The sequence below is a fragment of the Streptomyces sp. NPDC049627 genome, assembly GCF_044465645.1.
In the GTDB taxonomy this organism is placed as follows: domain Bacteria; phylum Actinomycetota; class Actinomycetes; order Streptomycetales; family Streptomycetaceae; genus Streptomyces.
Map to the genome: position 1 here is coordinate 350,770 of NZ_JBITLW010000008.1, position 20,530 is coordinate 371,299.

Sequence of the window (20,530 nt, forward strand, 5' to 3'; positions counted from 1 at the left end):
GACCGGGTGAGCGACTGCCGCGAGCGTGGCTGAGCCGCTAACCCCGCACGATTCCCTGCGCCCGAGCCGCCACCAGCCACTTCGGGAACTCGCCGACCAGGCGGTCGTACAACTCGGCGTCGGACACCTTCCGCGGCTCCGCACCGGCGTGGAAGAACCCGGCGTTGTCGACGACCCGCTTGTCCGGCACGGACAGCTCGTCGAGCTTGCGCAGGTAGTCGAACTGCCTGCTCGTCGGATCCCCGAACCCGATGAACTGCCAGAACAGCGGCAGCCGTGCGGCCTTGCACAGGTATCGTTCCGCGGCGAGCTTGTTGATCGGCCCGCCGTCGGTCTGGAAGACCACCAGGGCGGGATCCCGCGACCCGCTGTCCAGGTAGTGGTCGATGACGGCGTCCATCGCCAGGTGGTAGCTGGTCTTGCCCATGTGACCGAGTCCGGCCACGATCCGCTCGATCCGCCCCTGGTGGTCCGCCAGCGCGATCTCGGTCTCGGCGTCGACGTCGGTGGAGAAGAACACCACCGGCACGGTGCCGTCGTCGTCGAGGTGCGCCGACAGCCCGAGCACCCGGTCGGCGAGCGCCTGCACGCTGCCGTCCTTGTAGTACGGCTTCATCGAACCGGAGTAGTCGACCACCAGATAGACCGCGGCCCGCACCCCGTCCAGCCCGTGCCGGTGAAGCGAGACCCCGGCGCTCTTGTACAGGCTGACCAGCGCGGGCGCGGTCTCCTCGACCTTGCTGAGACTGATCGCGGCCATATGGTGTCCCCCTCGTGCTTCTGCTGGTCGCCGAGATTACGGCACCATTGGCCCCGCCTGTCCCTCCGTCCACCCGTGTTCGCTATTTTGTTCGCCGCCGTCCCCACCGGCTCACCGTCCGTCCAGTCCCCTTCGAGGAGCCGGCTGCCGTGGAACCCGAGTCCACCGAGTCCACCGTCACCACCTGCTATCGCCATCCCAAGGTGGAGTCCCACGTCCGCTGCACCCGCTGCGACCGGTACATCTGCCCGGACTGCATGCGGGAGGCGGCCGTCGGCCACCAGTGCGTGGAGTGCGTGAAGGAGGGCGCGCGGTCGGTGCGGCAGGCCCGTACGGTCGTCGGGGGCCGGATCTCGGCGACGCCGCTCGTGACCTCCGTGCTCATCGGGCTCAACATCCTCGCCTACGTGGCCGAGGTGGTGCGTCCGGAGATCCTGGACCGGTTCGCCATGCTGGGCGCCCGGCTGGTCGGGCCGGACGGCGCCTACTACGTCTACGCGGCGGGGTACCCGTCGGACTTCCACGCCGAGGGCGTCGTCGCCGGGCAGTGGGACCGGCTGCTGACCAGCGGCTTCCTCCACTCGCCGCCGACCGAGGGCACGTTCGGGCTGCTGCACATCGTGATGAACATGCTCTCGCTGTGGCAGCTCGGCCGGGTCGTGGAGCCCATGCTGGGCCGGGCCCGGTACCTCGCGCTCTACCTGCTGTCGATGCTGGGCGGCTCGGTGCTCATACTGCTGCTCACCGACCCGCACACGGAAACGGTCGGCGCGTCGGGCGCGATCTTCGGTCTCGGCGCCGCCTACTACGTCCTGGCCCGCCGGGTCGGCGCCGACATGCGCTCCGTCAACCGCTTCATGGCGTTCCTGCTTCTGTGGCTGTTGCTCTCCGCCGGCCTCACGTCCTGGCAGGGCCACCTCGGCGGCCTGCTGACGGGAGCCGCGGTGACGCTCGCCTACGCATACGTCCCGCGCGGCCCGCGCCAGGCCCTGGTCCAGGCGGCCGCCTGCGTGGGCGTGCTGCTGGTGCTGGCGATGGTCGCGTTCGCCAAAGTCTCGGAACTGACCGGCGCGGGGATGGGCCAGTGAGACGTAGACGTACCGGCATCCTGCTCTTCGCGGCCGTCCCCGTCGTCATCACGGCGGCGGCCTACTTCCTCGCTCCCACGGACTCCGCCGACAGCCCGGCGAAGCCACCCGTCTCCGCCGAACAGCAGGCCCGCCAGGACGCCAAGAGCCGGGCCGAGCAGGAGCGCGCCGAGGACGACAAGCTGATCGCGAGCCTGCCGCCGGGGCTCTCCGCGCCGGCCGCCAAGGAGCTGGCCCAGCAGATCGTGGCCAGCGCCGAGAACTCGACCCTGAACTGGCGCGGCGCCTACGGCTACATCGAGGACATCGGCGACGGCCAGGGCTACACGGCCGGCATCATCGGCTTCTGCTCCGGCACCCACGACATGCTCACCCTGGTCGAGAACTACACCAAGGCCCACCCGGACAACGGTCTCGCCAAGTACCTCCCCGCGCTGCGCAAGATCGACGGCACCGACTCCCACGAGGGCCTCGACCCCGGATTCACCGCCGCCTGGAAGGCCGAGGCGAAGGTCGCCGCATTCCGCGCGGCGCAGGACACCGAACGCGACCGCGTGTACTTCAACCCCGCGGTCCGGCTCGCCAAGCTCGACGGACTGGGCACACTGGGCCAGTTCGTCTACTACGACGCGATGGTCTTCCACGGCCCGGGCACCAACGCCACCAGCTTCTACGGCCTGCGCGAACGCGCCCTGCGCGAGGCGAACTCCCCGTCCGAGGGCGGCTCGGAGAAGGCGTACCTGGACGTCTTCCTCGACGTCCGCAAGAAGGCGATGCGGGAGAAGAAGAAGGACATCGACACCACACGCATCGACACCGCCCAGCGCCGTTTCCTCTACGACGGCAACCTCAAGCTCGCCACTCCCCTGGTGTGGCAGGTGTACGGGGAGACGTACAAGGTGCCCTAGTCGCCCTGAGTCAGACGTACGAGACAAAAGCCGCCTCCGCCCTCCATTGACGAAACATCGCGCCTCATCGACGTTAATCACCCCAAGGGGGAACAACGTCAATCAAGGGGGACGCCATGGCAACCGATACGGCCGAACCGGCCGCCGCCGGTTCGGGGTTCGGGCCCTACCAAGTCGGACCGGAGGTGCAGGCGGGCCTCGTCCAGCTGGCGGGCAAGGGGCCGAAGGCGGTGCAGTACACCGAGGTCGACGGACAGCCCGTGTTCGAGGGAGACATCATCCTCGACCTCATCGAGTCCAAGCAGGTCTCCGCCGAGCACGCGGTGGCGCTCGAGGAGAACGGGGTCATCATCCCCGGCCAGCAGTTCCGCTGGGTGAACGGCCTCGTGCCCTACGAGATCGACCCCACCCTGCCCGACCAGGCCCGCGTCACCGGCGCCATCGACCACTGGCAGCGCAACACCCGCATCCGCTTCGTGCAGCGCACAGCCCAGAACCAGGCTCAGTTCCCGGACTTCATCCGGTTCGTCCCCGGCGGCGGCTGCAGTTCGGCCGTGGGCCGGCGGGGCAACGTCCAGCAGATCACGCTGGGCCAGGGCTGCGAACTCGGCGCCGCCATCCATGAGATCGGGCACGCCGTCGGGCTCTGGCACGAGCAGAGCCGGGAGGACCGGGACCAGTTCGTCACCATCAACTGGGCCAACATCCAGCAGGGCATGGCCCACAACTTCAACCAGCACATCACCGACGGCGACGACGTCGGCGCGTACGACTACCACTCGATCATGCACTATCCGCGCTGGGCGTTCTCCAACAACGGCCAGGACACCATCGTGCCCCGGCAGAACGTCGAGATCGGCCAGCGGGTGGGGCTCAGCCCCGGCGACTGTCTCGCCGTACGCACGATGTACGCGAACCTGGAGTCGCCGGCACGCTTCTCCGGTGTGCAGTTCACCGGACGGGTCGCGGCCGGGCAGATCGGGCGCTGGTTCACGCACAGCTGGCCGGCGCACTGGTACGTCCACTGGACGGTCGTGCCGACCGCGCCCGTGGTGGACGGGGACGCGCAGATCGAGTCATGGGTCCAGGTGACCCGGCAGTCGGGTGGACTGCTCAAGTACTTCCTCAACATCCGCAATCTGACCGGCTCTCCGGTCGACATCCAGGCCCGCTACGACGTGCTGGGCTGGGGCGCCAACGCGACCTGACGGGTCCGGGAAACAGGGGGAACCATGCAATCGATGGGAATGCCGGGCGAGTCCGTGCCGGCAGGGTGGGCCGACGCGGTGGACGCCGGTCCGGCACCGAGCCTGAGCGGGGCGCCGGGCGCGCCGGCGGGAACGGTCGTCACCGGGACCGGCAGCGGCATCGGCGGGCCCGAGTTCGCCGGCGCCGGGTACGCGCCGCTGGGCGCCGCACAGAACGGCGGGGGCGTCGCGGGCGTCCCGGCCGCGGAGAGTCTGCAGGACGGCGGGGTCGCACCCGAGGCTCCGAAGGGGGAGGAATCGTGATTCTGGGAGTGCAGTTCCGCGGACAGGTACCGGCGAACACCAGCCGCCGGTGGTTCACCCACAGCTGGCCGGAGGCCTGGCGGGTCGACTGGACGGTCGTCCCGACGTGGCCCATGGTGGACGGCATCGCCCAGGTGGAGTGGAAGGTCCAGGTGGACCGTCAGGCGAGCAACCTGATCAAGTACTTCATCGAGATCCGCAACCTCACGGGCGGGCCGGTCGACATCGAGGCGCGGTACGCCGTGCTCAACTCCTAGCAAACGGGCGTGACATGGCCACTGTCTCCGGGCGGGTGCTCCTCACCCCCGACCTCGGCGCCTTCGAACAGGCGCTGCTGCGGGTGCGGGTGCTCGATGTGACAGTGGCCGACGCTCCCTCGCGGGAACTCGCGGGCACGGTCCAGGACGTCTCGTACGACGGACAGGACACGGTCAGCGTGCCCTTCGAGTTGGCGGCACGCTGGGGGCCAGGGCAACGGGTCGTGGTCGACGCCCACCTCGACCGGTCCGGCAGCGGAGTGGTGGAGAGCGGGGACGCCCTGACCGTGGAGTCGCTGCCGGTGCCGGAGGAACCGGCTCCGGTGACCGTGCGGCTGCGAGCCGTCTGAGAAGGCGACGGCGCCTGCCCATTGTCCGGTCGGGGACTGTGGGCAGGCGCCGTCAGTGTTCCGTACGCCTTTGTACGGGACGTTCTTGAGTGACCGTCAGGCCATCAGCGCGCGGTCGGTCGGCCGGATCGGGGCCGGCAGGTCGCTCGCCCCGGTCAGGAAGCGGTCGGCGCCGCGGGCGGCCGAGCGGCCCTCCGCGATCGCCCACACGATGAGCGACTGGCCGCGGCCGGCGTCACCGGCGACGAACACGCCGGGCACGTTGGTCTGGAAGTCGGCGTCGCGGGCGATGTTGCCGCGCTCGTCGAGGTCCAGGCCGAACTGCTCGACCAGGCCGTTCTCGCGGTCGGTGCCGGTGAAGCCCATGGCGAGGGTGACCAGCTGGGCGGGGATCTTGCGCTCCGTGCCCGGCTTCGGGGTCAGCTTGCCGTCGATGAACTCGACCTCGGTGAGGTGCAGCCACTGGACGTTGCCGTCCTCGTCGCCCTCGAAGTGGGTGGTGGAGACGGAGTAGACCCGCTCGCCGCCCTCCTCGTGCGCGGACGTGACCTTGTACAGCATCGGGAAGGTCGGCCACGGCTGGGCGACCGGGTTCCGCTCGTCGTTCGGGCGGGGCATGATCTCCAGCTGCGTCACCGAGGCCGCGCCCTGGCGGTGGGCGGTGCCCACGCAGTCGGCGCCGGTGTCGCCACCGCCGATGACGACGACGTGCTTGCCCTCGGCCGAGATGGGGGGCGCCACGAAGTCGCCCTCCTGGACCTTGTTGGCCAGCGGCAGGTACTCCATGGCCTGGTGGATGCCCTTGAGCTCACGGCCGGGGACCGGAAGGTCGCGCGCGGTCGTGGCACCGACGGCCAGGACGACCGCGTCGTACCGCTTCTTCAGGTCGGTCGCCTTGAGGTCGCGGCCGATCTCGATGCCGGTGCGGAAGCGGGTGCCCTCCGCGCGCATCTGCTCGATACGGCGGTTGATGTGCCGCTTCTCCATCTTGAACTCGGGGATGCCGTACCGGAGAAGGCCTCCGATGCGGTCCGCGCGCTCGTAGACGGCGACGGTGTGGCCGGCCCGGGTCAGCTGCTGGGCGGCGGCCAGGCCCGCGGGGCCCGAGCCGACGACCGCGACGGTCTTGCCGGACAGGCGCTCGGGGGCCTGCGGCGCGACGTCACCGCTGTCCCACGCCTTGTCGATGATCGAGACCTCGACGTTCTTGATGGTGACGGCCGGCTGGTTGATGCCGAGCACACACGCCGACTCGCAAGGAGCGGGGCAGAGGCGACCGGTGAACTCCGGGAAGTTGTTGGTCGCGTGCAGGCGCTCGGAGGCGGCCGCCCAGTCCTCGCGGTAGGCGTAGTCGTTCCACTCGGGGATCAGGTTCCCCAGCGGACAGCCGTTGTGGCAGAACGGGATGCCGCAGTCCATGCACCGGCTGGCCTGCTTGCTGATGATCGGCAGCAGGGAGCCGGGAACGTAGACCTCGTTCCAGTCCTTCAGGCGCTCCTCGACCGGGCGGGACTTGGCGACCTCACGGCCGTGGTTCAGAAAGCCCTTCGGGTCAGCCATTGATCGCCGCCTCCATCATCTTCTCGGTGATCTCGGACTCGGAGAGTCCCGCCTGCTCGGCGGCGTCCTTGGCGGCGAGCACTGCCTTGTACGTGCTGGGGATGATCTTGCTGAAGCGCTCGACCGCGGTGTCCCACTCGGCCAGCAGCTTCTCGGCGACCGTGGAGCCGGTCTCCTCCTGGTGCCGGCGCACGACATCGTGCAGCCACTGCTTGTCGGTGTCGTCGAGGGCCTCGATGGCGCTGACATTGCCGACGTTGACGTTGTCGACGTTCAGGTCGATCACGTAGGCGATGCCGCCCGACATACCGGCCGCGAAGTTACGGCCCGTCTCGCCGAGGACCACCGCGTGACCGCCGGTCATGTACTCGCAGCCGTGGTCGCCCACGCCCTCGGAGACGACCAGCGCACCGGAGTTGCGGACACAGAACCGCTCGCCCGTACGGCCGCGCAGGTACAGCTCGCCGCCGGTCGCGCCGTACGCGATGGTGTTGCCCGCGATCGTCGAGTACTCGGCGAGGTGGTCGGCGCCCCGGTCCGGGCGGACGATGACGCGGCCACCGGAGAGGCCCTTGCCGACGTAGTCGTTGGCGTCGCCCTCCAGGCGCAGCGTGACACCGCGCGGCAGGAAGGCGCCGAAGGACTGGCCGGCGGAGCCGGTGAAGGTGATGTCGATGGTGTCGTCGGGCAGACCGGCACCGCCGAACTTCTTCGTCACCTCGTGGCCGAGCATGGTGCCGACCGTGCGGTTGATGTTGCGGATCGAGACCTGGGCGCGCACCGGCTGGGCGTCGGTCGCGGAGTCCGCGGCCAGGGCGTCGGCGGCGAGCTTGATCAGCTCGTTGTCGAGCGCCTTCTCCAGGCCGTGGTCCTGGGTGATCAGCTGGTGGCGCACCGCGCCCTCGGGCAGCTCGGGCACGTGGAACAGCGGGGCCAGGTCCAGGCCCTGCGCCTTCCAGTGGTCCACCGCGCGGGTCACGTCGAGCGCCTCGGCGTGGCCGACGGCCTCCTCGATGGAGCGGAAGCCCAGCTCGGCGAGGATCTCGCGGACCTCTTCGGCGATGTACTGGAAGAAGTTGACGACGTACTCGGCCTTGCCGGAGAAGCGGTCGCGCAGGACCGGGTTCTGGGTGGCGATGCCGACCGGGCAGGTGTCCAGGTGGCAGACGCGCATCATGACGCAGCCGGAGACGACGAGCGGCGCGGTCGCGAAACCGAACTCCTCGGCACCGAGCAGCGCGGCGATGACGACGTCACGGCCGGTCTTCAGCTGGCCGTCGGTCTGCACGACGATGCGGTCGCGCAGGCCGTTGAGCAGCAGGGTCTGCTGGGTCTCGGCGAGACCGAGCTCCCAGGGACCGCCCGCGTGCTTCAGCGAGGTGAGCGGGGAGGCACCCGTGCCGCCGTCGTGGCCGGAGATGAGCACCACGTCCGCGTGCGCCTTGGACACACCCGCCGCGACCGTGCCGACGCCGACCTCCGAGACCAGCTTGACGTGAATCCGCGCCTGCGGGTTCGCGTTCTTCAGGTCGTGGATCAGCTGGGCCAGGTCCTCGATGGAGTAGATGTCGTGGTGCGGCGGCGGCGAGATCAGACCGACACCCGGCGTCGAGTGACGGGTCTTGGCGACCCACGGGTAGACCTTGTGGCCGGGCAGCTGGCCGCCCTCGCCGGGCTTGGCGCCCTGGGCCATCTTGATCTGGATGTCGTCCGCGTTGACCAGGTACTCGGAGGTCACACCGAAGCGGCCGGAGGCGACCTGCTTGATGGACGACCGGCGCGCCGGGTCGTACAGGCGCTCCGGGTCCTCGCCGCCCTCACCGGTGTTGGACTTGCCGCCCAGCTGGTTCATGGCGATGGCGAGGGTCTCGTGCGCCTCCTTGGAGATGGAGCCGTACGACATGGCGCCCGTGGAGAAGCGCTTGACGATCTCGCTGGCCGGCTCGACCTCGTCGATGGAGATCGGCTGCCGGTCGGACTTGAAGCCGAACAGGCCGCGCAGCGTCATCAGGCGCTCGGACTGCTCGTTCACGCGCTCGGTGTACTTCTTGAAGACGTCGTAGCGACCGGTGCGCGTGGAGTGCTGGAGGCGGAAGACCGTCTCCGGGTCGAACAGGTGCGGCTCGCCCTCGCGGCGCCACTGGTACTCGCCGCCGATCTCCAGCGCGCGGTGCGCGGGAGCGATGCCGGAGGCCGGGTAGGCCTTGGCGTGGCGGGCGGCGACCTCCTTGGCGATGACGTCGATGCCGACGCCGCCGATCTTGGTGGCCGTGCCGTTGAAGTACTTCTCGACGAAGGCCTCGTCGAGACCGACGGCCTCGAAGACCTGGGCGCCGCGGTAGGAGGCGACGGTCGAGATGCCCATCTTGGACATGACCTTCAGCACGCCCTTGCCGAGGGCGTAGATCAGGTTCTTGATGGCCTGCTCGGGCTCCAGGCCGCCCAGGAAGGTGCCCGCGCGCAGCAGGTCCTCGACGGACTCCATCGCCAGGTACGGGTTGACGGCGGCGGCGCCGTAGCCGATGAGCAGGGCGACGTGGTGGACCTCGCGGACGTCACCGGCCTCGACCAGCAGGCCCACGTGGGTGCGCTGCTTGGTGCGGATGAGGTGGTGGTGGACGGCCGCGGTGAGCAGCAGCGACGGGATCGGCGCGTGCTCGGCGTCGGAGTGGCGGTCCGACAGGACGATCAGACGGGCGCCGTTCTCGATGGCCGCGTCGGCCTCGGCGCAGATCTCCTCTATGCGCGCGGCGAGGGCGTCACCGCCGCCGTGCACCCGGTACAGACCGGACAGGGTCGCGGCCTTGAAGCCGGGCATGTCGCCGTCGGCGTTGATGTGGATGAGCTTGGCCAGCTCGTCGTTGTCGATCACCGGGAAGGGCAGGGTGACCGAGCGGCAGGAGGCGGCCGTCGGGTCGAGCAGGTTGCCCTGCGGGCCCAGCGAGGAGCGCAGGCTGGTGACGAGCTCCTCGCGGATGGCGTCCAGCGGCGGGTTGGTGACCTGCGCGAACAGCTGGGTGAAGTAGTCGAAGAGCAGACGCGGGCGCTCGCTCAGCGCGGCGATCGGCGAGTCGGTGCCCATCGAACCGATCGGCTCGGCGGCCGACTTGGCCATCGGCGCGAGGATGACGCGCAGCTCCTCCTCGGTGTAACCGAAGGTCTGCTGGCGCCGGGTGACCGAGGCGTGGGTGTGCACGATGTGCTCGCGCTCGGGCAGGTCCGACAGCTCGATCTCGCCGGCCTCCAGCCACTCCGCGTAGGGGGCCTCGGCGGCGAGCTCCGCCTTGATCTCGTCGTCCTCGATGATGCGGTGCTCGGCGGTGTCGACGAGGAACATCCGGCCGGGCTGCAGGCGGCCCTTGCGGACGACCTTGGCCGGGTCGATGTCGAGGACGCCGACCTCGGAGCCGAGGACGACGAGGCCTTCGTCGGTGACCCAGTAGCGGCCGGGGCGCAGACCGTTGCGGTCGAGGACCGCGCCGACCTGGGTGCCGTCGGTGAAGGTGACACAGGCCGGGCCGTCCCAGGGCTCCATCATCGTGGAGTGGTACTGGTAGAAGGCGCGCCGGGCCGGGTCCATGGAGTCGTGGTTCTCCCACGCCTCCGGGATCATCATCAGCACGGAGTGCGGCAGCGAACGGCCGCCCAGGTGCAGGAGCTCCAGCACCTCGTCGAAGGAGGCGGAGTCGGAGGCGTCCGGCGTGCACACCGGGAAGATGCGCTCCAGCTCCTTCTCGCCGAACAGGTCGGAGACCAGCTGCGACTCGCGGGCGCGCATCCAGTTGCGGTTGCCCTTGACGGTGTTGATCTCACCGTTGTGCGCGACGAAGCGGTACGGGTGGGCGAGGGGCCACGACGGGAAGGTGTTCGTGGAGAACCGGGAGTGCACGAGCGCGATCGCGGAGGCGAAGCGGCGGTCGGACAGGTCCGGGAAGAAGGGCTCCAGCTGGCCGGTGGTCAGCATGCCCTTGTAGACGATCGTGCGGGCCGACAGCGACGGGAAGTAGACACCGGCCTCGCGCTCGGCGCGCTTGCGCAGCACAAAGGCGCGGCGGTCGAGGGCGATGCCCTCCGACTGGCCGTCGCTGACGAAGATCTGCCGGAAGGCCGGCATCGTCGAGCGGGCGGTGGCACCGAGCAGCTCGGGCGCGACCGGCACCTCGCGCCAGCCGAGGACCGTCAGGCCCTCCTCGCCGGCGATCGTCTCGATCTGCGAGACGGCCTCGGCCGTCCCGTCCTCCGGCAGGAAGGCGATACCGACGGCGTAGGCACCGGCCTGGGGCAGCTCGAATCCGGCCACCTCACGGAAGAAGGCGTCCGGCACCTGGGAAAGGATGCCCGCGCCGTCACCCGAGTCGGGCTCGGAGCCGGTGGCGCCGCGGTGTTCGAGGTTGCGCAGAACGGTCAGCGCCTGCTCGACCAGCGCGTGGCTCGCCTCGCCGGTGAGGGTGGCCACGAAGCCGACGCCACAGGCGTCGCGCTCGTTGCGGGGGTCGTACATACCCTGCGCAGCAGGGCGAGCATCCATGAACGACCAGTTCTGGCCATTCGCGGAGTGCTGGGACGGCTGGCGCGGCGTACGCATCGGCTCTCCCGTCGTCGTCTATCTGGCATATGCAAGTGCCGAGGGACGACGTTGGCCCTCTGCGTGATCGCAAAATTTCGTGCAGGTTACATGATGGAGCGGTTCTCGGGAATCGGGATAGTCCGTTCCAGCATGCGGACGCCACGGCTTGCGGCGGGGGTACCGCGCACATGGCTTGAAGTATGTGGGGACCGAGCGGGACAGGTCGATGTCCGTCGATCCAAGGGGCGGAGGGGGCGCCGTCGCCCACCCCGCGAGTGCGCCGCAGGCGTCATTGCCCACAGCGCTTACGGCTCATGCCCGGTGGTTAAGCATTCGAAACCAGCGAGTAACGGCTACTTATGCGGCCCATCGCATAAGTGCCAGCCGAACTATCCTACGGCCGTCCCGAAGAAGCTGCCCAGGGCGTACGTCACACCGGCCGCGGCACCACCGAGCGCGAGCTGCCGCAAGCCGCTGAACCACCAAGTCCGCGCCGTCACCTTGGCCACGATGGCACCGCACAGGAACAGCCCGGCCAGCGCGACCAGCACGGCCGGCCACAGCGCGGTCGCACCGAGCAGATACGGCAGTACGGGCAGCAGGGCGCCCAGCGCGAACGAACCGAACGACGACACGGCCGCGACCAGCGGCGACGGCAGATCGCCGGGGTCGATGCCGAGCTCCTCGCGGGCGTGGATCTCCAGGGCCAGCTCGGGATCGCGGGAGAGCTGCGCGGCCACGGCCCGGGCGAGGGCCGGCTCGACACCCCGGGCCTCGTAGAGCGCCGCCAGCTCGGCCTCCTCGTCCTCCGGGTGCTTTCTCAGCTCCCGCCGCTCGACGTCCAGCTCGGCCTCGACGAGTTCGCGCTGCGAGGCCACGGAGGTGTACTCACCGGCGGCCATGGAGAAGGCGCCGGCGGCCAGCCCGGCGAGTCCGCTCAGCACGATGGTCTGATGACTCACCGCCCCGCCCGCGACACCGGTCATCAGGGCGAGGTTGGAGACCAGGCCGTCCATCGCCCCGAACACGGCGGGGCGCAGCCAGCCGCCGTTCACATCCCGGTGCGTGTGGTTGTCGCGGTGCGCCACATGCAGCGCCGCCTCGGTCTCGATGATGGCCATTCGGGTCCCCCAGGAAGCTAAGCCAAAGCTAAGTTTGGACGAGTTCTACTCTTCGACAACACGCAATCTACGCCCCCCATTCCCCTTCCGCCAGCAAGGAAAGGCTGGGCTAACCTGCAGCTTTACCTTCTTTGCTCATCCGTGAGTGGTGGTGCACATATGTCGACCGGGTGACACTGACGCCCGCCACGCACCCCTGAACCCCTCTCGTGGGACACATCCGCAAAGGGTTCCGCGCTCTCGCTGGAACCCCCGGAGGAAGAGGCCGCGTATGGCATCGATCGCCTGCACTCCCTCGGCCCCACCGCCCGGGCAGGCCGCCGAACTCCGCGAACGGGCACGCGGAGCGCTGCTCGGCCTCGCCGTCGGGGACGCCCTGGGGGCGCCCGCGGAGAACATGAAGCCCTCCGAGATCCGCGCCCGCTGGGGCCGTATCACCGGCTACGTCGCCGAGAAGCCGGCCGGTACGGACGACACCGAGTACGCGATCTTCTCCGCCCTGCTGCTCGCCCGGCACGGCTCGGCCCTCACCCCGGCCCATGTCGAGGCGGCCTGGCACGAGTGGATCGCGGACCGCGACGAGGGCCCGTTCCGGGGCGCCGGCTTCAGCGAGCGCGGCACGCTGGAGAACCTCCGCCGCGGCCTCGCGGCCCCCATCTCGGCCCAGCACCGCCACGCCTGGAGCGACGGCCTCGCCATGCGGGCGGCCCCCTTCGGCGTCTTCGCGGCGGGCCGCCCGGCGGAGGCGGCCCGTCTGGTGGCCATCGACGGCTCGGTCAGCCACGAGGGCGAGGGCATCTACGGCGGCCAGGCGGTGGCGGCGGGCGTGGCGGCGGCGATGGCGGGGGCGCCGACGATCGCGGTGGTGGCCTCGGCACTGGCCGTCGTCCCCGAGGACTCCTGGACGGCCCGCTCGCTGAGGCGCGCCGTGGCGGTGGCCCACCGGGGCGAGCGCGCCGTCCGCTCGGCGGTCGTCGTCGGCGGCTACCCCTGGACCGACCTGGCCCCCGAGGCGGTCGCCCTGGCCTTCGGCGCCTACGCGGCAGCGGACGGCGACTTCGTCCAGGCAGTGCTGACGGCCGTCAACATGGGCCGCGACGCCGACACGACGGCGGCCGTGGCGGGCGCCCTGGCCGGCGCGACACAGGGAGAGTCGGCGATCCCGACGGAGTGGGCGGCGGCGATCGCCCCGGCGCGGGGGAGCTGCCTGCCGTCGATGGCCGGCCATCACGTGCTGGACGTGGCGGAGTTGCTGGTGCCGGGGGAGGGCGGGAAGTGGGGGGTCGGGAGATTCGTACCGGGTGAGGCCCCGGCGCCGCGCGAGGGGGTACGCCGATGAGACCGCCCACCCCGTGGGACGAGGGCACGCCGACTGCGGCACCGCCGGACGCCGATCCCCTGCCCCTCACCCAGCCGACCGCACCCGGGGCCGCCGACGGCGAGGAACCCCCACAAGGGCCATCCACACCCCCCAACGGCGAAGACACCGCACCCACCCCCGACAACCAACCCGCACCCGCCAACGGCGAGAACGCCCCACTGGGGCCACCCGCACCCGACGACGGAAGTCGCACGGGTGGTGCGGGTGGGAACGACCGGGCCGATGGCGAAGCCGAGGCCGTTGACGCCGCACCCCTGCCGCAGGCGCCCCGCGAAGCCGAGGCCGGTCAACGAGTCCTCGGCCTCCTGCTCGGCCTGGCCGCAGGCGACGCCGCCGGCTGGCCCGCCGCCCGCCACCGAGCCGCCCGCATGCCCGACTGGACCCGCCGCCTCACCCGCGAACTCGACACCTTCGCCGAACACAACGCGACCACCACCCTCCCCGTCCCCATCGCCCTGAACCAGCCCCCCGAACCCCTCCGCCTGGGCCCCTCCGACGACGCCGAATGGGCGGCCTTCGCCGCAGAGGCCGTACTCCGCGCCGGAGACGACTCCGCCCTCGGCGACCTGAGCCGAGAACGCCGCACCCGAGCCGCGATCGACCTGACCTGGACCGCCGTCGCCGACGAAGTCGCCGCCGCGGCGGACCGCGCCCCCGAGGTCGAGTCGGCGATCATCCCCCTGCGCGCCCGCATCTCCGTCCGCGCCGGCCTCGGCAACCTCGCCACCGGCCTGCGCCCACCCGCCACCGGCCACGACAACCCGCACTACTTCGACGACGCGGCCTGCGTACGGGCCTGCGTCCTGGCCGTCGCCCACCCCGGCGATCCCAAAGGCGCCGCCGACCTCGCCGAGTTCGACGCCCGCTACACGCAGGACGGCGACGGCGTCCACGGCGCGAGGGCGATGGCGGCGGCCCTCGCCCTCGCCCTGACCGGCGCCGACACCGAGGCCTGCGTACGAGCCGCGCTCACCGAGCTGCCCGAGGAGACGGAGATCGGCCGCAACGCCCGCCACGCACTGGAGCTCGCACGCGGCGCCGACAGCGCCTTCGCCCTGATCCCCCTCCTCGAACACCAGATCGTCGACCACGTCTACAGCTACGGCATCGCCGCGGCCGAAACGGTCCCGGTGGCCCTGGCCCTCGCGGTCGCCGCGGACGGCCGTATCGCCGAGGCGGTCCCCGCCGCCGCATGTCTCTCCCGGGTCGCGGACTCGGCACCGGCCCTGGCCGGCGCGCTGACGGGCGCGCTGGGCGGCGGTACGTCGATCCCGGCGTCCTGGCGCGACACCTGCCGCACCCTCTCGGGCTGCGTACTCCCCCGGCTCACCGGCACGGACCTGGTGGAACTCGCCGAACTCCTGGAAGCCGCACAACCGGCCCGACCAGGAGGATGATTCGGGGCATGACGCCCAAAGCAGAAGAAAGCAGTGGCCCGCGTCTCGACGAGCGGATCACCGGCGCCCTGGTCGGCGCGGCGGTCGGCGACGCCCTCGGCGGCCCGGTGGAGGGCTACTCCCCCGACCAGATCCTTCAGCGCCACGGCGGCCGCGTCCACGGCATCGTGGGCCCCTGGAACGGCGACGCCTGGCGCACGGCCCGTCCCATCGCGCCGTACCACAAGGGCGACGGCCACGTCACCGACGACACCCTGCTGACCCATGCGCTGGTCCGTGTCTACGCGGCGGTCCGCGACCACCTCGACGCGTACGCGATCGCCGACCACCTGGTCCCGGACCTGATGACGAACCCGCGCTGGATCCCGGAACTGGAGACGGAGGCCCTCCCCCTCCACCGCGTCTTCCTGGCGGAGAAATGGCTGGTGGCCCGCCTCCACTACGGCCACGTGGACCCCCGCGAGGCGGGCGTCGGCAACATCGTCAACTGCGGTGCGGCGATGTACATGGCCCCGGTCGGCCTGGTCAACGCGGCCGACCCGAGGGCCGCGTACGCCGAAGCACTGGACATCGCGGGTGCCCACCAGTCGTCGTACGGCCGTGAGGCGGCGGGCGTCTTCGCGGCGGCGGTGGCGGCCGCGTGCGCCCCCGGGGCGACCCCGGACTCGGTCGTCTCGGCCTGTCTGTCGCTGGCGAAGGACGGCACGAGGGCGGCGATCGAGCAGGTCTGCGAGACGGCAGGCCGCTGCTCGGACGTCGAGTCGGCACTGGCCGCGCTCCGTACGGCGGTCACCCCGTACGACACGGTGGGCCCCGACTACCGCCGCCCCTCCCTCGGCGCCCGCCGCCCCTCCCGCCTGCACGCCATCGAGGAACTCCCCGTCGCACTGGGGATGCTGGTGGTGGCGAACGGCGACTGCCGCACAGCGGTCCTGGGCGCGGTGAACTACGGCCGCGACTGCGACTCGATCGCCACGATGGCAGGCGCCCTGGCCGGCGCCCTGGGCTCACCGGTCCCCGAGGACTGGTCGAAGACGGTCGCGGAGGCCAGCCGCCTGGACCTGTGGGAACCGCCCCGCACGCTCACCGAGGTGACGAGGGAGATCCACGCCCGCGACGTACAACGACGCCGCGCCCACGAGGCGGCCTTCACCACCCTGGAAGGCCGAGGATGCTCCGACTGACCTGGGTCCAGCCGGAGGACCTCCTGGGCCACGAACTCCGCCAGGCGACCCTGGACGGCCGCGAGCCGTCGAGGATCGCGGAGAGATGGAGAGCGGCGGGCGGCTCGGAGGCACCCCTGCGCGCGGGCGCATCACCGGAACCGGCGTCACGCTATCTGCGCCAACTGGCAGAGGACTTGCTGGACGAACTGGCGGACCTGCCTAGTAAGTTGGCGGACCAGGAACCCACCGACCTGGCCCGGATCAAGGCCAACTCCCCAGCCTGGTCAGCCCTAACTGCGGGCAGTCGTGCCGCTGGGGCGGCACGGGTGGGCGCAGGCGGCACCCCGCAAGCGCGGGCGAGCGTCCCCACCCCCACAGCAACCCCCGCCCAGGCCCGCCTGGAAGCCGCCTGGCTGGGCCGGGCAGTCGGCTGTCTCCTCGGCAAACCCGTCGAAAAGCTCCCCCTCGAAGCCATCCGCCAACTGGCCAGATCGACCGGCAACTGGCCCCTGACCACGTACTTCACAGCCAAGGGAGTCCCTGAGGAACTCACCTCGAAATACCCCTGGAACCGCCGCTCGGCCACCACCTCCCTCGCCGAGAACATCGACGGCATGCCCGAGGACGACGACCTCAACTACCCCCTCCTCAACCTCCTCCTGCTCCAACGCCACGGCAAAGCCTTCACCACCACCGACGTAGCCCGCCTCTGGCTCGACGAACTCCCTCCCGGCCGCACCTTCACAGCGGAACGCATCGCCCACCGCAACCTCCTCCTCGGCATCGAACCCCCGCACACGGCCCGCCACCGCAACCCCTTCCGCGAATGGATCGGCGCCCTCATCCGCGCGGACGTCCACGGCTGGACCAACCCCGGCGACCCGGCCGCCGCAGCCGAACAGGCCCACCGCGACGCCACCCTCACCCACACCGCCAACGGCGTCTACGCGGCGATGTTCACGGCGGCGGTCATCGCCCAGGCGGCGACAGCGACCGGCCCCCACGCCATCCACACCTGCCTGAGCACCGGCCTCACGGTGATCCCCCCGGACTCCCGCCTGTCCCGCGCCGTCCGCCACGCCATCCAACTGGCCCGGGCCCACGAGGACTTCGACACGGTCGTCGACACACTCCACGCCCTCTACTCCCCCACCCACCACTGGGTCCACGCCATCCCCAACACGGCCCTGATCACCGCCGCCCTCACCCACGCGAACGGCGACTTCACCGGCTCCATCTGCCGTGCCGTGTCGGGCGGCTGGGACACCGACTCCAACGGCGCGACCGCAGGCAGCGTCGCCGCCCTCCTCGCCGGCACCCCCACCGCCCTCCCCGACCGCTGGACGGCCCCGCTCAAGAACCGCCTCACCACCTCCATCGCCGACTTCAACGGCACCGGCTTCGACACGCTGGCCCACCTCACCCAGGAACTCACCGAAGAAGTCACCACCCGACTCACCCACTTGGAGGCCACTCGCCCATGACCGGCATCGTCGTGCTCGGCAGTACGAACATGGACCTCGTCACCTACGTCGAAAAGGCCCCACAGCGCGGCGAGACCGTGACGGGACGGGAGTTCCGTACGATCCCCGGCGGCAAGGGCGCCAACCAGGCGATCGCGGCGGCCCGCGCGGGCGGCGACGTCATGATGATCGGCGCCGTCGGCAACGACGCCTTCGGCACCCACCTGCGCTCCACCCTCGAACACTCCGGCGTGGACACCGACGACCTCCGCACGGTCGAGGGCCCCTCCGGCACCGCGCACATCGTCGTGGACGACGAGGGAGGCAACGCGATCGTCGTGATCCCCGGCGCGAACGGCACGGTCGACCACCTGAGCCCCGGCGACGAAGGCGTCATCGCCTCCGCCGACACCCTGCTGCTCCAACTGGAGATCCCGCTGCCCGCGGTCGTCGCCGGCGCCGAGGCGGCCCGCCGCCACGGCGTCCGTACGGTGCTCACCCCGTCCCCCGCGCAGCCGCTCCCGGACGAACTCCTGGTCGCCGTCGACCTGTTGGTCCCCAACGAGCGCGAGGCCACCACCCTCACCGGCCGCACCGATCCCCGCGAGGCGGCCATCGGCCTCCTCGACCTGGTGCCGGAGGTGGTCGTCACCCTGGGGGCGGCCGGCAGCCTGTACGTCGCCCGCGGTGCCGATCCCGTGACCGTACCCGCCCCGGAGGTGACCCCCGTCGACACCACCGGCGCCGGCGACACCTTCGTGGGCGCCCTCGCGGTGGCCCTGGGCGAGGGCCGGCCGATGCGGGAGGCGCTGGCCTGGGCGGCGGCTGCGGCCGCGCTGTCGGTCCAGCGCGAGGGCGCCTCGGCGTCGATGCCGTACCGCCCCGAGATCGAGGAACGGTACGCCTCATGACCGAGCCCGACACCGAACCCCGCACCGCGCCCGACACCCGCTCCCGTCCCCCCGTTCCCCTGACCGGCCTCCGCGTCCTCGACCTGGCCACCCTCTTCGCCGGCCCCCTCGCCGCCACGATGCTCGGCGACTTCGGCGCGGAGGTCATCAAGGTCGAGCACCCCGAGAAACCGGACCCCTCCCGCGGCCACGGCCCGTCGAAGGACGGCGTGGGCCTGTGGTGGAAGGTCCTGGGCCGCAACAAGCGCACGATGACCCTGAACCTCTCCAAGCCCGGCGGCCGCGCCACCCTGCTCCGCCTGGCCGCGACCGCGGACGTCGTCATCGAGAACTTCCGCCCGGGCACCCTGGAGAAATGGGACCTCGGCTGGCCCGAGCTCTCCGCCGCCAACCCCCGCCTGGTCCTCACCCGGGTCACCGGCTTCGGCCAGTTCGGCCCCTACGCCCACCGCCCCGGCTTCGGCACCCTCGCCGAGGCGATGAGCGGCTTCGCCGCGCTCACCGGCGAACCGGACGCGCCCCCGACGCTCCCGCCCTTCGGCCTGGCCGACTCGATCGCCGCCCTCGCGACCGCGTACGCGGTGCTGACGGCACTGGCCGCCCGCGAGCGCACCGGCGAGGGCCAGGTCGTCGACATGGCCCTCATCGAGCCGATGCTGCTGGCCCTCGGCCCCCAGCCGACCTGGTACGACCAGCTGGGCTACGTCCAGCAGCGCACCGGAAACCGCTCCGCCAACAACGCCCCGCGCAACACCTACCGCACCGCGGACGGCACCTGGGTCGCCGTCTCCACCTCCGCCCAGTCGATCGCCGAGCGCGTGATGCGCCTGGTGGGACGCCCGGACCTGATCGACGAACCCTGGTTCGCGACGGGCGCGGACCGGGCCCGCCACGCCGACGTCCTCGACCGGGCGGTCGGCGACTGGATCGCCCGCCACACCCGCGCCGACGTCCTCGCGGCCTTCGAGAAAGCGGAGGCGGCGGTCGCCCCGATCCAGGACGTCCGCGACGTGATGACGGACCCCCAGTACGCGGCCCTCGACACGGTCACCACGGTCGACGACCCCGAACTCGGCCCCCTGCGCATGCAGAACGTCCTCTTCCGGCTCTCCGCCACCCCCGGCACGATCCGCTGGGCGGGCCGCCCGCACGGCGCGGACACCGACGAGATCCTCACCGGCCTGGGCCTGACCCCCGGCGAACTTGTGGCCCTGCGCGAGGAGGGCGCCCTGTGACGGTCTGCCCCCTCACCTGGCTGTACGCGCCGGGCGACCGGCCCCGGGTGGTGGCGAAGGCGCTGGTCTCCGGAGCGGACGTCGTCGTGATCGACCTGGAGGACGCGGTCGCCCCCGAGCGCAAGGACTACGCCCGTGAGGCCACCGCCGAGCTTCTCTCCCAGCCGCAGCCGGTGCCCGTCCACGTCCGGGTGAACGCCCTGGACGGTCCGCTGGCACCGGCGGACCTGTGGGCGGTGGCCCACCTGCCGGGCGTCTCGGGCCTCCGCCTCCCGAAGGTGACATCGGCCGAGCAGATCACCGGCATCGTGGAGACCCTCGGCAGGACACCCCCGCTGTACGCCCTCCTCGAAACAGCCGTCGGCATCGAACACGCCTACGCGATCGCCTCCGCCCATCCCTCCCTGCGCGGTGTCTCCCTGGGCGAGGCGGATCTACGGGCCGACCTGGGCGTACGGGAGGACGCGGGCCTCGACTGGTCCCGGTCGCGCGTCGTCGTGGCGGCCAGGGCAGCCGGACTGCCCCCTCCACCGCAGTCCGTCCACCCGGACATCCGAGACCTGGAGGGCCTGGCGGCGTCCTGCGCCCGCGGCCGCACCCTCGGCTTCCTGGGCCGAGCGGCCATCCACCCCCGCCAGCTCCCGGTGATCGAACGCGCCTACCTGCCCACGGAGGAGGAACTGCAGCAGGCGGAAAGAATCATCAAGGCAGCCGCAACAGAACACGGCGCCCAGGCGCTGCAGGACGGAACCTTCATCGACGCGGCGGTGGTGACAGCAGCGCACAGAACCTTGTCCTTGGCCCGTCGACGCTGACCCCCCTCTTTACACAACGAGGGCGCCCGGACAATTCCGA

17 protein-coding genes are annotated in these 20,530 nt (G+C 71.2%); 13 read left to right on the forward strand and 4 right to left on the reverse strand.

What is annotated here, in order from left to right:
- Positions 1–37: 37 nt before the first annotated feature.
- Positions 38–760: a vWA domain-containing protein gene (locus ACIBU0_RS23680; RefSeq protein ID WP_398821449.1), complete on the reverse strand. Its 723-nt coding sequence runs from the start codon at positions 758–760 to the stop codon at positions 38–40.
- Between the two features lie 149 nt (positions 761–909).
- Between ACIBU0_RS23680 and ACIBU0_RS23685 the strand changes: the two genes are divergently transcribed.
- The 6 genes from ACIBU0_RS23685 to ACIBU0_RS23710 all read left to right on the forward strand — a co-directional run bounded on the left by ACIBU0_RS23685 (position 910) and on the right by ACIBU0_RS23710 (position 4,874).
- Positions 910–1,848 (forward strand): rhomboid family intramembrane serine protease, encoded by a 939-nt coding sequence (locus ACIBU0_RS23685; protein ID WP_398821451.1) that lies wholly within the window; start codon positions 910–912, stop codon positions 1,846–1,848.
- The gene (locus ACIBU0_RS23690) at positions 1,845–2,756 is read left to right on the forward strand and encodes a chitosanase (protein WP_398821453.1); all 912 of its coding nucleotides are present in this window, start codon (positions 1,845–1,847) and stop codon (positions 2,754–2,756) included. Before ACIBU0_RS23685 ends, ACIBU0_RS23690 begins: the two co-directional genes overlap by 4 nt.
- A 116-nt stretch (positions 2,757–2,872) precedes the next feature.
- Positions 2,873–3,964 carry a Dot/Icm T4SS effector Zinc-dependent metalloprotease LegP gene (gene legP / locus ACIBU0_RS23695; RefSeq protein ID WP_398821455.1) on the forward strand — a complete coding sequence of 364 codons (1,092 nt, stop codon included), beginning with the start codon at positions 2,873–2,875 and terminating at the stop codon, positions 3,962–3,964.
- A 24-nt stretch (positions 3,965–3,988) separates the two neighbouring features.
- Positions 3,989–4,267: a hypothetical protein gene (locus ACIBU0_RS23700; RefSeq protein WP_398821457.1), complete on the forward strand. Its 279-nt coding sequence runs from the start codon at positions 3,989–3,991 to the stop codon at positions 4,265–4,267.
- Complete coding sequence (locus ACIBU0_RS23705; RefSeq protein ID WP_398821459.1) at positions 4,264–4,524, forward strand: hypothetical protein; 261 nt, start codon at positions 4,264–4,266, stop codon at positions 4,522–4,524. Before ACIBU0_RS23700 ends, ACIBU0_RS23705 begins: the two co-directional genes overlap by 4 nt.
- A 14-nt stretch (positions 4,525–4,538) precedes the next feature.
- Positions 4,539–4,874, forward strand: coding sequence for a YbaY family lipoprotein (locus ACIBU0_RS23710; protein WP_398821461.1), 336 nt, complete (start codon positions 4,539–4,541; stop codon positions 4,872–4,874).
- 96 nt (positions 4,875–4,970) lie between these two features.
- Here the strand turns inward: ACIBU0_RS23710 and ACIBU0_RS23715 are convergent, their stop codons facing one another.
- From ACIBU0_RS23715 to ACIBU0_RS23725, 3 genes are all read right to left on the reverse strand, one after another.
- Positions 4,971–6,434 (reverse strand): glutamate synthase subunit beta, encoded by a 1,464-nt coding sequence (locus ACIBU0_RS23715; RefSeq protein WP_398821463.1) that lies wholly within the window; start codon positions 6,432–6,434, stop codon positions 4,971–4,973.
- Positions 6,427–11,019, reverse strand: coding sequence for a glutamate synthase large subunit (gene gltB / locus ACIBU0_RS23720; RefSeq protein ID WP_398821465.1), 4,593 nt, complete (start codon positions 11,017–11,019; stop codon positions 6,427–6,429). The genes ACIBU0_RS23715 and gltB overlap by 8 nt, the downstream gene beginning before the upstream one ends.
- Before the next feature lie 371 nt (positions 11,020–11,390).
- Positions 11,391–12,122 (reverse strand): VIT1/CCC1 transporter family protein, encoded by a 732-nt coding sequence (locus ACIBU0_RS23725; protein ID WP_398821467.1) that lies wholly within the window; start codon positions 12,120–12,122, stop codon positions 11,391–11,393.
- Positions 12,123–12,393: 271 nt separating this feature from the next.
- On the opposite strand from ACIBU0_RS23725, the gene ACIBU0_RS23730 reads away from it, so the two are divergent.
- The 7 genes from ACIBU0_RS23730 to ACIBU0_RS23760 are packed head-to-tail and all read left to right on the forward strand — an operon-like array spanning position 12,394 to position 20,490.
- The gene (locus ACIBU0_RS23730) at positions 12,394–13,461 is read left to right on the forward strand and encodes an ADP-ribosylglycohydrolase family protein (RefSeq protein ID WP_398821469.1); all 1,068 of its coding nucleotides are present in this window, start codon (positions 12,394–12,396) and stop codon (positions 13,459–13,461) included.
- Positions 13,458–14,900, forward strand: coding sequence for an ADP-ribosylglycohydrolase family protein (locus ACIBU0_RS23735; protein ID WP_398821471.1), 1,443 nt, complete (start codon positions 13,458–13,460; stop codon positions 14,898–14,900). The genes ACIBU0_RS23730 and ACIBU0_RS23735 overlap by 4 nt, the downstream gene beginning before the upstream one ends.
- Positions 14,901–14,908: 8 nt before the next feature.
- Positions 14,909–16,084 (forward strand): ADP-ribosylglycohydrolase family protein, encoded by a 1,176-nt coding sequence (locus ACIBU0_RS23740; protein WP_398821473.1) that lies wholly within the window; start codon positions 14,909–14,911, stop codon positions 16,082–16,084.
- Complete coding sequence (locus tag ACIBU0_RS23745; protein WP_398821475.1) at positions 16,072–17,550, forward strand: ADP-ribosylglycohydrolase family protein; 1,479 nt, start codon at positions 16,072–16,074, stop codon at positions 17,548–17,550. Before ACIBU0_RS23740 ends, ACIBU0_RS23745 begins: the two co-directional genes overlap by 13 nt.
- Entirely contained in the window at positions 17,547–18,440 is an 894-nt protein-coding gene (gene rbsK, locus ACIBU0_RS23750; RefSeq protein ID WP_398821477.1) for a ribokinase, read from the forward strand. The genes ACIBU0_RS23745 and rbsK overlap by 4 nt, the downstream gene beginning before the upstream one ends.
- Positions 18,437–19,675 carry a CaiB/BaiF CoA transferase family protein gene (locus tag ACIBU0_RS23755; protein ID WP_398821479.1) on the forward strand — a complete coding sequence of 413 codons (1,239 nt, stop codon included), beginning with the start codon at positions 18,437–18,439 and terminating at the stop codon, positions 19,673–19,675. The genes rbsK and ACIBU0_RS23755 overlap by 4 nt, the downstream gene beginning before the upstream one ends.
- Positions 19,672–20,490, forward strand: coding sequence for an HpcH/HpaI aldolase/citrate lyase family protein (locus ACIBU0_RS23760; RefSeq protein WP_398821481.1), 819 nt, complete (start codon positions 19,672–19,674; stop codon positions 20,488–20,490). The genes ACIBU0_RS23755 and ACIBU0_RS23760 overlap by 4 nt, the downstream gene beginning before the upstream one ends.
- Positions 20,491–20,530 lie beyond the last annotated feature (40 nt).